Below are 13,538 nucleotides of genomic sequence, written 5' to 3' on the forward strand. Positions count from 1 at the left end.
ATGAGGCCCTCGCTATGACCGCTCCCACTGCAATTCGCCGACTCAACGCTGCTGACCCGGATTTCGCGCATCATCTGGATCATCTGCTGAGCTGGGAAAGTGTGTCTGACGACTCGGTCAATCAGCGGGTGCTGGACATCATCAAGGCGGTGCGCGAGCGCGGCGACGCGGCGCTGGTGGAGTTCACCCAGCGTTTCGACGGCCTGCAAGTGGCCACCATGGCCGACCTGATCCTGCCGCGCGAGCGCCTGGAGCTGGCCCTGACCCGGATCACCGTGGCCCAGCGCGAAGCCCTGGAAAAAGCCGCGGCGCGGGTGCGCAGCTACCACGAAAAACAGAAACAGGACTCCTGGAGCTACACCGAGGCCGACGGCACGGTGCTGGGCCAGAAGGTCACGCCGCTGGACCGCGCCGGCCTGTATGTGCCGGGAGGCAAGGCGTCTTATCCATCCTCGGTGTTGATGAATGCCATCCCGGCCAAAGTCGCCGGGGTCACCGAAGTGGTGATGGTGGTGCCGACCCCGCGTGGCGAGGTCAATGAGCTGGTGCTGGCCGCGGCCTGCATCGCCGGCGTCGACCGGGTGTTCACCATCGGGGGCGCCCAGGCCGTTGCCGCCCTGGCCTACGGTACCGAGAGCGTGCCGCAGGTGGACAAGGTGGTCGGCCCGGGCAACATCTATGTGGCCACCGCCAAGCGTCACGTATTCGGCCAGGTCGGCATCGACATGATCGCCGGTCCTTCGGAGATCCTGGTGGTGTGCGACGGCCTGACCGATCCGGACTGGATCGCCATGGACCTGTTCTCCCAGGCCGAGCACGACGAAGACGCCCAGGCGATCCTGGTCAGCCCGGACGCCGCGTTCCTCGATCAGGTCGCCGCCAGCATCGCCAAGCTGCTGCCGACCATGGAGCGCGCGGAAATCATCAATACCTCGATCAACGGCCGTGGCGCCCTGATCCAGGTGCGCGACATGCAACAGGCCATCGAAGTGGCCAACCGCATCGCTCCGGAGCACCTCGAACTGTCCGTCGCCGATCCGCAGGCCTGGTTGCCGCAGATCCGTCACGCCGGTGCGATCTTCATGGGCCGTCACACCTCCGAGGCCTTGGGCGACTACTGCGCGGGCCCGAACCACGTGTTGCCGACTTCCGGCACGGCGCGGTTCTCCTCGCCGCTGGGGGTGTATGACTTCCAGAAACGTTCGTCGATCATTTTCTGCTCGGAGCAGGGTGCTTCCGAACTGGGCAAGACCGCCTCGGTGCTGGCTCGTGGCGAGTCGCTGAGCGCCCACGCCCGCAGTGCGGAATACCGGATCATCGCTGACCAGGAACAGGGACAATAATCATGAGTAAATTCTGGAGTCCATTCGTCAAGGACCTGGTGCCCTATGTGCCGGGCGAACAGCCGAAGCTGACCAAGCTGGTCAAGCTCAACACCAACGAAAACCCTTACGGCCCGTCACCCAAGGCGCTGGCCGCGATGCAGGGCGAACTGAACGACAACCTGCGCCTGTACCCCGACCCCAACGGCGACCTGCTCAAGCAGGCGGTGGCCCGGTACTACGGGGTACAGAGCAACCAGGTGTTCCTCGGCAACGGTTCCGACGAAGTGCTGGCGCACATCTTCCACGGCTTGCTGCAGCACGACCAGCCGCTGCTGTTCCCGGACATCAGCTACAGCTTCTATCCGGTGTATTGCGGCCTGTATGGCATCGACTTCGAGGCGGTGCCGCTGGACGAGCAATTCCAGATTCGCGTAGCCGATTACGCCAGGCCGAACGGCGGGATCATCTTCCCCAACCCGAACGCGCCGACCGGCTGCCTGCTGGCCCTGGAGGCCGTCGAGCAGATCCTCAAGGCCAGCCCGGATTCGGTCGTGGTGGTGGACGAGGCGTACATCGACTTCGGCGGTGAAACCGCGATCAGCCTGGTGGACCGTTACCCGAACCTGCTGGTGACCCAGACCCTGTCCAAGTCCCGTTCGCTGGCGGGCCTGCGGGTCGGCCTGGCGGTTGGGCACCCGGACCTGATCGAGGCGCTGGAGCGGATCAAGAACAGCTTCAACTCCTACCCGCTGGATCGCCTGGCGATAGTCGGGGCCGCGGCGGCATTCGAGGATCGCGAGTACTTCGCCAAGACCTGCCAGCTGGTGATCGACAGCCGCGAGCAGGTGGTGGCGCAGTTGCGTGCCAAGGGCTTTGAAGTGCTGCCGTCGGCCGCCAACTTCATCTTCGCCCGTCATCCGCGACACGATGCGGCGGGCCTGGCGGCCAAGCTGCGGGAGCAGGGGGTGATTGTCCGGCACTTCAAGCAGGGGCGGATTGCCCAGTTCCTGCGGATCAGTATCGGTACGCCGGAGCAGAACCAGGCCCTGATCGACGGCCTGGGCGAGCTGTAAGCCCTATCACGAGCCAGCTCCTCCTGTTGGAGCGAGCTGGCTCACGATGCTTTTACTCTTTTTCCTTGACCGGCGCCGGTGGCGGGCGCAGGCCGATTTCGGCGGTGAGCTTGAGCTCCTTGCCGTTGCGCATCACCTGGATGCTGACCTTGTCACTGGGTTTGATCCGCGCCACCTGGTTCATCGAGCGACGGCCATCGCCGGCCGGTTCGCCATCGATGCTGAGAATCACGTCACCCAACTGCATACCGGCCTTTTGCGCCGGACCGTCGCGGAAAATCCCCGCCACCACGATGCCCGGACGCCCGGACAAGCCGAACGATTCGGCCAGTTCCTGGGTCAGCGGCTGCACCTCGATGCCCAGCCAGCCACGAATCACCTGGCCGTGCTCGATGATCGACTTCATCACCTCCATGGCCAGCTTGATCGGGATGGCGAAGCCAATGCCCTGGGAGCCGCCGGACTTGGAAAAGATCGCCGTGTTGATCCCGGTCAGGTTGCCGTTGGCATCCACCAGCGCGCCGCCGGAGTTGCCCGGGTTGATCGCCGCGTCGGTCTGGATGAAGTCTTCGTAGTTGTTCAGGCCCAGCTGATTGCGCCCGGTGGCGCTGATGATGCCCATGGTCACGGTCTGGCCGACGCCGAACGGGTTGCCGATGGCCAGGGTCACGTCACCGATGCGGATGCTGTCGGAGCGTCCGACGGTGATCGAAGGCAGGTTCTTCAGGTCGATCTTGAGGACCGCCAGGTCGGTTTCCGGGTCGCTGCCGATTACGTGGGCCAGGGTTTCACGACCGTCCTTGAGCGCCACCACAATCTGCTCGGCGCCGGAGGTCACGTGGTTGTTGGTCAGCAGATAACCTTCGGGGCTCATGATCACCCCGGAACCCAGGCTCGACTCCATGCGCTGCTGCTTGGGCAGGTTGTCGCCGAAGAAGCGGCGGAACTGCGGGTCCTCGAACAACGGGTGCGCCGGTTTGTTGATGACCTTGGTGGTGTACAGGTTGACCACCGCCGGCGCGGCGATCGCCACGGCATCGGCATAGGACACCGGGCCTTGTCGAAGCGCCTTGGTTTGCGGGGCTTGCTGCAGGTTGACGTCCAGGCTGGGCAGGCCGACCCATTGCGGGTAACGCTGAATTATCAGCAACGCGATAAGCACGCCGGCCAACAGCGGCCAGCCAAAAAAACGCAGAGCCTTGAGCATTGAGCAAGTCCTGAGAGGTTGCAGGCCGCCCGGGACGGCCCATAATGTCGCGCATTATACGAGGCCGCGCGCGCCTCTGAACGGGATATTTAGGAGTCTTTTATGGCCGTTGCCCTGAGCACTCTGGTAGAGGAGGCTGACCGCTACCTGGGCAGTTCGCGAATCGCTGATTACTGCCCCAATGGCCTGCAGGTCGAAGGCCGGCCACAGGTGCTGCGCATCGTCAGCGGCGTCACGGCCAGCCAGGCATTGCTCGATGCCGCGGTGGAGGCCAATGCCGATCTGGTGCTGGTGCATCACGGCTATTTCTGGAAAGGCGAGAATCCCTGTATCACGGGCATGAAGCAGCGTCGGCTAAAAACCCTGCTCAAGCACGATATCAGCCTGCTGGCCTATCACCTGCCGCTGGACCTGCATCCGGACGTCGGCAACAACGTGCAACTGGCGCGGCAACTGGATATTACTGTGGAAGGCCCGCTGGACCCGGACAACCTGAAGATCGTCGGGCTGGTCGGTTCCCTCGCCGAGCCCATGACCGCGCGGGACTTCGCGCGCAAGGTCCAGGAGGTAATAGGGCGCGAGCCGCTGGTGGTCGAAGGCAGCAAGATGATCCGGCGTGTCGGCTGGTGCACCGGCGGCGGCCAGGGCTACATCGACCAGGCGGTGCTAGCCGGCGTCGATCTGTACCTGAGCGGCGAGGCCTCGGAGCAGACCTTCCACAGCGCCCGGGAAAACGACATCAGTTTTATCGCCGCCGGTCATCACGCCACCGAGCGTTACGGCGTGCAGGCGCTGGGGGATTACCTGGCCCGCCGCTTCGCCCTCGAGCACTTGTTCATCGACTGCCCGAACCCTATATAAAGCCTTGCCCTGTAGCCGCTGCCGCAGGCGACGACAAGGCCCGAAGGGGCTTCCCATGACCTTCGAGAGCACGCTTGCCGCGCAGTCGATCGCAGCCTGCGGCAGCGGCTACAGAGAGGCGTAAACACAGCAAACAGGCGGGTATATTAATATACCGTTTCGATCTAGCTGGCGTCCTGATTAGAAGAGGTCGCTGTGCTAGCATGCCCCGCTCGAACACGGCCCGCAGGCCGTCCATAAGAAAGCTTTCGTGAGTAGCCATGGTCGACAAACTGACGCATCTGAAACAGCTGGAGGCGGAAAGCATCCACATCATCCGCGAGGTGGCCGCCGAGTTCGACAACCCGGTGATGCTGTACTCCATCGGTAAAGACTCCGCCGTGATGCTGCACCTGGCGCGCAAGGCGTTCTTCCCGGGCAAGCTGCCGTTTCCGGTGATGCACGTCGACACCCAGTGGAAATTCCAGGAGATGTACAAGTTCCGCGATCGCATGGTCGAGGAGCTGGGCCTGGAGCTGATCACCCACGTCAACCCGGAAGGCGTTGCGCAGGGCATCAACCCCTTCACCCACGGCAGTGCCAAGCACACCGACATCATGAAAACCGAGGGCCTCAAGCAGGCGCTGGACAAGTACGGTTTCGATGCGGCGTTCGGCGGTGCCCGGCGTGACGAAGAGAAATCCCGCGCCAAGGAGCGCGTGTACTCGTTCCGCGACAGCAAGCATCGCTGGGACCCGAAGAACCAGCGCCCCGAGCTGTGGAACGTCTACAACGGCAAGGTCAACAAGGGCGAGTCGATCCGCGTCTTCCCGCTGTCGAACTGGACCGAGCTGGACATCTGGCAATACATCTACCTCGAGGGCATCCCGATCGTGCCGCTGTACTTCGCTGCCGAGCGCGAAGTGATCGAGAAGAACGGCACCCTGATCATGATCGACGACGAGCGCATCCTCGAGCACCTCTCCGACGAGGAGAAGGCCCGCATCGTCAAGAAGAAGGTGCGTTTCCGTACCCTTGGCTGCTACCCGTTGACGGGCGCGGTGGAGTCCGAGGCCGAAAGCCTGACGGACATCATTCAGGAAATGCTCCTGACGCGGACTTCCGAGCGCCAGGGCCGGGTCATCGATCACGACGGCGCCGGTTCCATGGAAGACAAGAAACGTCAGGGCTATTTCTAAGTAGGGTCTAACATGTCGCATCAATCCGAATTGATCAGCGAGGACATCCTCGCCTACCTGGCCCAGCACGAACGCAAAGAACTGCTGCGCTTCCTGACCTGCGGTAACGTCGACGACGGCAAGAGCACCCTGATCGGGCGCCTGCTGCACGACTCGAAGATGATCTACGAAGACCATCTGGAAGCCATTACCCGCGACTCGAAAAAAGTCGGCACCACCGGTGACGACATCGACCTGGCGCTGCTGGTCGACGGCCTGCAGGCCGAGCGTGAGCAGGGCATCACCATCGATGTCGCCTACCGCTATTTCTCCACCGCCAAGCGCAAATTCATCATTGCCGACACCCCCGGCCATGAGCAGTACACCCGCAACATGGCCACCGGTGCTTCCACCTGTGACCTGGCGATCATCCTGGTGGACGCCCGCTATGGCGTGCAGACCCAGACCCGTCGCCACAGCTTCATCGCCTCCCTGCTGGGCATCAAGCACATAGTCGTGGCCATCAACAAGATGGACCTCAAGGACTTCGACCAGGGCGTGTTCGAGTCGATCAAGGCAGACTACCTGAAGTTCGCCGAAGGTCTGAAGATGAAGCCCGCCAGCCTGCACTTCGTGCCGATGTCGGCCCTCAAGGGCGACAACGTGGTGAACAAGTCCGAGCGCTCGCCGTGGTACACCGGCCAGTCGCTGATGGAAATCCTCGAGACCGTGGAAGTGGCGGGCGATCGCAACTTCACCGACCTGCGCTTCCCGGTGCAGTACGTCAACCGTCCGAACCTGAACTTCCGTGGTTTCGCCGGGACCCTGGCCAGCGGCATCGTGCACAAGGGTGACGAAGTCGTGGTGCTGCCGTCGGGCAAGAGCAGCCGGGTGAAGTCCATCGTCACCTTCGAAGGCGAGCTGGAGCATGCCGGCCCGGGCCAGGCCGTGACCCTGACCATGGAAGACGAGATCGATATCTCCCGTGGCGACCTGCTGGTGCATGCCGACAACGTACCGCCGGTGACCGACAGCTTCGAAGCCATGCTGGTATGGATGGCCGAAGAGCCGATGCTGCCGGGCAAGAAGTACGACATCAAGCGCGCCACCAGTTACGTGCCGGGTTCCATCGCCAGCATCGTCAACAGGGTCGACGTGAACACCCTTGAAGAAGGTCCGGCCAGCGCTCTGCAGCTGAACGAGATCGGCAAGGTCAAGATCGCCCTCGACGCACCGATCGCCCTCGACGGTTACGACAGCAACCGCACCACCGGTGCCTTCATCGTCATCGACCGCTTGACCAACGGCACCGTCGGCGCCGGCATGATCGTCGCTCAGACTGTGGTGCATGGCAGCGTCACGCACCATGGCAAGCTGGCCCATGTCGCCACCGAGGAGCGCGCCCAGCGCTTCGGCCAGCAACCGGCCACCGTGCTGTTCAGCGGCCTGTCCGGCGCCGGCAAGAGCACCCTGGCCTACGCGGTCGAGCGCAAGCTGTTCGACATGGGCCGTGCGGTGTTCGTCCTCGACGGCCAGAACCTGCGTCACGACCTGAATAAAGGTCTGCCTCAGGATCGCGCCGGGCGCACCGAGAACTGGCGGCGGGCCGCACACGTGGCGCGTCAGTTCAACGAAGCCGGCCTGCTGACCCTGGCGGCGTTCGTCGCGCCGAGTGCGGAAGGTCGTGAACAGGCCAGGGACCTGATCGGCAAGGAGCGTCTGCTGACGGTCTACGTCCAGGCCTCCCCGGCGGCCTGCGCCGAGCGTGACCCGCAGGGCCTGTACGCCGCGGGTGGGGATAATATCCCGGGCGAGTCCTTCCCGTACGACGTGCCGCTGGATGCCGATCTGGTGATCGACACCCAGTCCGTGTCGCTGGAAGAGGGTGTCAAGCAAGTGCTGGAACTGCTGCGCAAGCGCGGCGCGATCTAAGCCTTAGCGGCCGATAAAAAAGCCCGCCGTCGAGTGATCGACGGCGGGCTTTTTTGTGGCCTTGAGAAGGCTAGCGCGGGCAAGCCTCGCTCCTACAGAAGCAAGGAGTGTGGCTCCTGTGTTGCCCGCGATAAGGCGCCTTGCAGGCGCCCGCTATTTGCCCGGATACTCCCGATGCATCTGCTCCAGCAGCGCGTCCTTGTCGTGCCACAGCTGGTTGATCCAGCCCTGGAACTCCAGGCGATACACGCCATCCTGGTCGTAGTTCTTGCCGATGAACTGCGGTGGAATCGGTAGCTCTTCGAAATGCACCACCACCTCATTGACCTTGCCGCACAACAGGTCCCAGTAACCCGGCTGCCCCGCCGGGTAGTGGATGGTCACGTTGACGATGGATTCCAGTTGCTCGCCCATGGCGTCCAGCACGAAGGCGATGCCGCCGGCCTTGGGCTTGAGCAGGTAGCGGAACGGCGAGGCCTGTTGCGCATGCTTGGCCTTGGTGAAGCGTGTGCCTTCGACGAAGTTGAAGATGCCCACCGGGTTGTCGCGGAATTTCGCGCAGGTCTTGCGGGTGGTCTCCAGGTCCTTGCCCTTTTTCTCCGGGTATTTTTCCAGGTAGGCCTTGGAGTAGCGCTTCATGAACGGGAAACCCAGGGCCCACCAGGCGAGGCCAATCACCGGGACCCAGATCAGCTCCTGCTTGAGGAAGAACTTCAGCGGGCGGATGCGCCGGTTGAGCACGTATTGCAGGACCATGATGTCGACCCAGCTCTGGTGGTTGCTGGTGATCAGGTACGAGTGCCGGTAGTCCAGGCCGTCGAGCCCGCTGAGGTGCCAGCGGGTGTGCCCGAGCAGGCTCATCCAGGCCTTGTTGTTGCTGATCCAGGCTTCATGGATGTGGCTCATCAGCCAGTCGGTGAAGCGCTGGGCCGCCGGGAAGGGCAGCAGCAACTTGAAGATCGCCACCACGAACAGCGGCGTGCAGCAGACGATGGTGTTGAGCGCCAACAACAGCGAGGCGATCACGCCTCGCAGCGGTGCAGGTAGAAAATCCAGCATTTACACATCCAGAGGTCGGTTGGCGGCTTGAATCGCGGTCAGGGCGATGGTGTAGACGATGTCGTCGACTTGGGCGCCACGGGGCAGGTCGTTCACCGGCTTGCGCAGGCCTTGCAGCATCGGCCCGAGGCTGACGCAGTCGGCGCTGCGCTGCACGGCCTTGTGGGTGGTGTTACCGGTGTTCAGGTCGGGGAACACGAACACCGTGGCCTTGCCGGCGACCTGGCTGTTGGGCGCCAGTTGCTGGGCCACGGCTTCGTTGGCCGCGGCGTCGTATTGCAAGGGGCCATCGATCAGCAGCGAGTTCTGGGCTTCATGGGCCAGCAGGGTGGCTTCGCGGACTTTCTCCACTTCTTCGCCACTGGCCGACTCGCCGCTGGAATAGCTGATCATCGCCACCCGCGGGGTGATGCCGAACGCCGCTGCCGAGTCGGCGCTTTGCAGGGCGATCTCGGCCAGCTCGCTGGCGCTCGGGTGCGGGTTCATCACGCAGTCGCCGTAGACCAGCACCTGCTCGGGGAACAGCATGAAGAACACCGACGACACCAGGGTGCAGCCCGGTGCGGTTTTGATCAACTGCAAGGCCGGGCGGATGGTATTGGCAGTGGAGTGGATCAGGCCGGAGACCAGGCCATCGACTTCGTCCAGGGCCAGCATCATGGTGCCGATCACTACCGGGTCTTCCAGTTGCTGTTCGGCCATCGGCGCGTTGAGACTCTTGCTCTTGCGCAGCGCCACCATCGGCTCGACGTAGCGTTCGCGGATCTGGTCCGGGTCGATGACTTCCAGGCCTGGCGGCAACTCGATGCCCTGGGCCCGGGCGACCGCCTCGACATCCGCCGGCTTGGCCAGCAGCACGCAACGGGCGATGCCGCGCGCCTGGCAGATCGCCGCGGCCTGCACGGTCAGCGGCTCGCTGCCTTCGGGCAGGACGATGCGCTTGTTGGCTTCCTGGGCGCGCTGGATCAACTGGTAGCGGAACACCGCCGGCGACAGGCGCATTTCCCGCGGCGTGCCGCAACGCTGGTGCAGCCACTTGGCGTCCAGGTGGCTGGCGACGAAGTCGGTGATGATCTCTGCGCGCTCGCGATCATCGATGGGGATTTCCTTGTTCAGACTGTTCAGCTGGTTGGCGGTATCGTAGGAGCCGGTGCTCACCGACAGCACCGGCAGGCCGGCATTCAAGGCGCCGCGGCACAGGTCCATGATCCGAGGGTCGGGCAGGGTGTCGCTGGTCAGCAGCAACCCGGCCAGGGGCACGCCGTTGATCGCCGCCAGGCTCACGGCGAGGATGATGTCATCGCGGTCGCCGGGCGTCACCACCAGCACGCCGGGCTTGAGCAGCTCCACGGTGTTACGCATGGTGCGCGCGCAGATGATGATCTTGGTCATGCGCCGGCTTTCGTAGTCGCCGGCGTTGAGCACCTGGGCGCCCATCAGGTCGGCGACGTCGCGGGTGCGCGGCGCGTTCAGTTCCGGCTGGAAAGGGATACAGCCGAGCAGGCGGAAGTCGCCGCTGCGCAGCAGGGGCGAGTGCTCTTTCAGACGGGCAGAAAAGGCCTCCATGCTTTCGTCGGTACGCACCTTGTTGAGGATCACCCCCAGCACTTTCGGGTCGCGCGGGCCGCCGAACAACTGCGCCTGCAACTCCACGCGACCGGACAGTTCGGTGAGCACTTCGTTTTCCGGGGCGGACACCAGGATCACCTCGGCATCCAGGCTTTTCGCCAGGTGCAGGTTGACCCGCGCGGCATAGCTGGCGCTACGGGTCGGCACCATGCCTTCGACCACCAGCACGTCCTTGCCGACGGCCGCCTGCTGGTAGAGGGTGATGATCTCTTCCAGCAACTCGTCCAACTGGCCGTCGCCGAGCATCCGTTCGACATGGGCCAGGCCCAGCGGCTGCGGCGGTTTAAGGCCATGGGTGCGGGCTACCAGTTCGGTCGAGCGCTCAGGACCGGTATCGCCTGGGTGAGGCTGGGCAATGGGTTTGAAGAAGCCGACCTTGAGGCCGGCCCGTTCCAGGGTACGCACCAGCCCGAGGCTGATGGAGGTCAGACCCACGCCAAAATCGGTGGGTGCGATAAAAAAAGTTTGCATGCGGATTCTCGAAGGGTGCATGGCAACGGTGAGTCGCTTATGTGTACTGCTCTACCGGAAATTCAGGCGCCAAGGTTAGCGCTAACCGAGCCTTGTGCGCACCAACCGCAGGCAAAGGGCTGGCCTATTTTTTCCATGCGTTTGTGCGGATCCAGGATCCAGGCCCGCGATTGCCAGGGCGGCTGGTGGCGCAGGTGCTGGGTATGGCCACAGGACAGCTCGACGACCCAGTGGCCGTCTTCATCCTGATGAAAGCCGACGATCGTCGAGCCTGGCGCCGCGTTCCGTTTGTCCGGGTTCCGTTCGCTTTCGGGCGATTGCTTCGCTAAACTTGGACGTTCTTCATTCTTATGCAAAAGGTCTCGCCCCATGCTGATCGCCGCCAATAAGGCTGTCTCCATCGACTATACCCTCACCAATGACGCTGGTGAGGTCATCGACAGCTCTGCCGGCGGCGCCCCGCTGGTCTACCTGCATGGCGCAGGGAACATCATTCCAGGCCTGGAAAAGGCCCTGGAAGGCAAGAACGTCGGCGACGAGCTGAGCGTTGCCGTTGAGCCGGAAGATGCCTACGGCGAATACGCCGCCGAACTGGTCAGCACCCTGAGCCGCAGCATGTTCGAAGGCGTCGACGAACTGGAAGTGGGCATGCAGTTCCACGCTTCCGCTCCGGACGGCCAGATGCAGATCGTCACCATCCGCGACCTGGACGGCGACGACGTGACCGTCGACGGCAACCACCCGCTGGCCGGCCAGCGCCTGAACTTCAAGGTCAAGGTTGTCGACATCCGCGACGCCAGCCAGGAAGAAATCGCCCATGGTCACGTCCATGGCGAAGGTGGCCATCACCACTGATTTCTGCGCTAAGCTCAAATCTGACTGGAGAGGCGCCCGAGGGCGCCTTTTTAGTCCGCGGCTTTTATCGCCGGGCAACAGGCGGTACTGTCGAGTGGCTGTTTTCTGCAAGAACACGGGAATCTGGAGTTCGTCATGAGTGCTTTTCACGACCTTAAATTGAAAGCCCTGGATGGTCAGGAGCTACCGCTCGCGCCTTTCAAGGGGCACGTCGTGCTGGTGGTCAACGTCGCCTCCAAGTGTGGTCTCACACCACAATACGCGGCGCTGGAGAACCTCTACCAGCAATACAAAGGCCAGGGGTTCAGCGTGCTGGGCCTGCCGTGCAATCAGTTCGCCGGGCAGGAGCCGGGCTCCGAACAGGAGATCCAGGAATTCTGCAGCCTCAACTACGGGGTGACCTTTCCGTTGAGCAGCAAGCTGGACGTCAACGGTCCGGAGCGCCATCAGTTGTACCGTCTGCTGGCGGGCGAAGGGGCGGAATTCCCGGGCGATATCACCTGGAACTTCGAGAAGTTCCTGCTGGGCAAGGACGGCCGCGTCCTGGCGCGTTTCTCCCCGCGCACCGCACCGGATGATCCGGCCGTGGTCCAGGCCATCGAAAAAGCCTTGAGCTGAATCTGCACGCCGGGCCCCGCTGCCCGGCCGGTTTTACCGCGCGTTCGCGCACCCTCCGCTTCTCTGCGCTTTGGCACCTTAATCACCCCGGTCAATAGTGCTGGGCGTTGTCTGGGGCACGGAATATTATCGCCATCATAAGGCCGTCGGCGCACTCGCCCGACCTGCCGCTTCCCGCGATTCAGACCTTCAGCACTGGAGTACAGCATGCCCGTTCAAGCCTTGTTCAAACCCTTTCAGCTGGGTGCCCTGGAGCTGTCGAGCCGTGTGGTGATGGCGCCGATGACCCGGTCGTTTTCCCCCGGTGGCGTGCCGAACTCGAAAGTCATCGAGTATTACCGTCGTCGCGCCGCGGCCGGGGTCGGCCTGATCATCACCGAAGGCACCACGGTCGGGCACAAGGCTTCCAACGGTTATCCGAACGTGCCGCGCTTCTATGGCGAAGCGGCCCTGGCCGGCTGGAAGAAGGTGGTGGACGCGGTGCACGCCGAAGGCGGCAAGATCGTTCCGCAGCTGTGGCATGTGGGCAACGTGCGCCGCCTGGGTACCGAGCCGGATGCCAGCGTGCCGGGTTACGGCCCGTCGGAAAAACTCAAGGACGGCCAGGTGGTGGTCCACGGCATGACCCAGGACGATATCCGCGAAGTGATCGCCGCCTTCGCCCAGGCCGCCAAGGATGCCCAGAGCATCGGCATGGACGGCGTGGAGATCCATGGTGCCCACGGCTACCTGGTCGACCAGTTCTTCTGGGACGGCAGCAACCAGCGTACCGACGAGTACGGTGGCGACCTGGCCCAGCGCTCGCGTTTTGCCGTCGAGCTGATCCAGGCCGTGCGCGCCGCGGTGGGCCCCGACTTCCCGATCATCTTCCGCTTCTCGCAGTGGAAGCAGCAGGACTACAGCGCCCGCCTGGTACAAACCCCCGAGGCCTTGGGTGAGTTCCTCAAGCCGCTGGCGGAGGCCGGTGTGGATATCTTCCACTGCTCCACCCGGCGTTTCTGGGAGCCGGAGTTCGAGGGTTCCAAACTGAACCTGGCCGGCTGGACCCGCCAGCTCACCGGCAAGCCGACCATCACCGTGGGCAGCGTCGGCCTCGATGGCGAGTTCCTGCAGTTCATGGTCAACACCGACAAGGTGGCGCAACCGGCGAGCCTGGAAAAACTCCTCGAGCGCCTGAACAACGATGAGTTCGATCTGGTGGCGGTAGGACGCGCATTGCTGGTGGACCCGGACTGGGCGCAGAAGGTGCGTGACGGTCGCGAGCAGGACATCCTGCCATTCAGCCGTGAGGCGTTGATGACGCTGGTCTGAGCGCAGCGCCTGGAAATACGATCGCGGGCAGGCCTCGCTC

At 63.5% G+C, this 13,538-nt stretch carries 12 protein-coding genes; 8 read left to right on the plus strand and 4 right to left on the minus strand.

What is annotated here, in order from left to right; translation table 11 throughout:
- The first annotated feature begins 14 nt into the window (after window positions 1–14).
- The gene (gene hisD / locus H0I86_RS04660; RefSeq protein WP_180924199.1) at window positions 15–1,343 is read left to right on the plus strand and encodes a histidinol dehydrogenase; all 1,329 of its coding nucleotides are present in this window, start codon (window positions 15–17) and stop codon (window positions 1,341–1,343) included.
- 2 nt (window positions 1,344–1,345) lie between these two features.
- Entirely contained in the window at window positions 1,346–2,398 is a 1,053-nt protein-coding gene (gene hisC / locus H0I86_RS04665) for a histidinol-phosphate transaminase (protein WP_180924200.1), read from the plus strand.
- A 52-nt stretch (window positions 2,399–2,450) separates the two neighbouring features.
- Here hisC and algW read toward each other — a convergent pair whose 3' ends face one another.
- Entirely contained in the window at window positions 2,451–3,605 is a 1,155-nt protein-coding gene (gene algW, locus H0I86_RS04670) for a Do family serine endopeptidase AlgW (protein ID WP_025806436.1), read from the minus strand.
- Window positions 3,606–3,707: 102 nt separating this feature from the next.
- On the opposite strand from algW, the gene H0I86_RS04675 reads away from it, so the two are divergent.
- The 3 genes from H0I86_RS04675 (at window position 3,708) to cysN (ending at window position 7,555) form a co-directional block, all read left to right on the plus strand.
- Window positions 3,708–4,466, plus strand: coding sequence for a Nif3-like dinuclear metal center hexameric protein (locus tag H0I86_RS04675; RefSeq protein WP_180924201.1), 759 nt, complete (start codon window positions 3,708–3,710; stop codon window positions 4,464–4,466).
- 260 nt (window positions 4,467–4,726) lie between these two features.
- A complete protein-coding gene (cysD, locus tag H0I86_RS04680) occupies window positions 4,727–5,644 on the plus strand; it encodes a sulfate adenylyltransferase subunit CysD (RefSeq protein WP_007929849.1) in 918 nt (305 codons plus the stop codon).
- Between the two features lie 12 nt (window positions 5,645–5,656).
- Window positions 5,657–7,555, plus strand: a complete 1,899-nt coding sequence (gene cysN / locus H0I86_RS04685) for a sulfate adenylyltransferase subunit CysN (protein WP_180924202.1) — start codon at window positions 5,657–5,659, stop codon at window positions 7,553–7,555.
- Between the two features lie 153 nt (window positions 7,556–7,708).
- Here cysN and yihG read toward each other — a convergent pair whose 3' ends face one another.
- The 3 genes from yihG to H0I86_RS04700 all read right to left on the minus strand — a co-directional run bounded on the left by yihG (window position 7,709) and on the right by H0I86_RS04700 (window position 11,115).
- On the minus strand, window positions 7,709–8,614 hold the full coding sequence (yihG, locus tag H0I86_RS04690; protein ID WP_180924203.1) for a 1-acylglycerol-3-phosphate O-acyltransferase, YihG family: 906 nt from the start codon (window positions 8,612–8,614) through the stop codon (window positions 7,709–7,711).
- A complete protein-coding gene (pta, locus tag H0I86_RS04695) occupies window positions 8,615–10,714 on the minus strand; it encodes a phosphate acetyltransferase (protein WP_038582055.1) in 2,100 nt (699 codons plus the stop codon).
- Between the two features lie 62 nt (window positions 10,715–10,776).
- Complete coding sequence (locus tag H0I86_RS04700) at window positions 10,777–11,115, minus strand: DUF3565 domain-containing protein (RefSeq protein ID WP_180924204.1); 339 nt, start codon at window positions 11,113–11,115, stop codon at window positions 10,777–10,779.
- Here H0I86_RS04700 and H0I86_RS04705 point away from each other — a divergent pair.
- From H0I86_RS04705 to H0I86_RS04715, 3 genes are all read left to right on the plus strand, one after another.
- On the plus strand, window positions 11,084–11,569 hold the full coding sequence (locus tag H0I86_RS04705) for an FKBP-type peptidyl-prolyl cis-trans isomerase (protein ID WP_007929845.1): 486 nt from the start codon (window positions 11,084–11,086) through the stop codon (window positions 11,567–11,569). The two genes, H0I86_RS04700 and H0I86_RS04705, sit on opposite strands and share 32 nt — an antisense overlap.
- Before the next feature lie 135 nt (window positions 11,570–11,704).
- Window positions 11,705–12,187, plus strand: a complete 483-nt coding sequence (locus H0I86_RS04710; protein WP_180924205.1) for a glutathione peroxidase — start codon at window positions 11,705–11,707, stop codon at window positions 12,185–12,187.
- A gap of 207 nt (window positions 12,188–12,394) precedes the next feature.
- Window positions 12,395–13,498, plus strand: a complete 1,104-nt coding sequence (locus H0I86_RS04715) for an NADH:flavin oxidoreductase (protein ID WP_180924206.1) — start codon at window positions 12,395–12,397, stop codon at window positions 13,496–13,498.
- Window positions 13,499–13,538: the final 40 nt, after the last annotated feature.

It is taken from the genome of Pseudomonas chlororaphis subsp. aurantiaca, assembly GCF_013466605.1.
Taxonomy (GTDB): Bacteria; Pseudomonadota; Gammaproteobacteria; order Pseudomonadales; family Pseudomonadaceae; genus Aquipseudomonas; species Aquipseudomonas chlororaphis_I.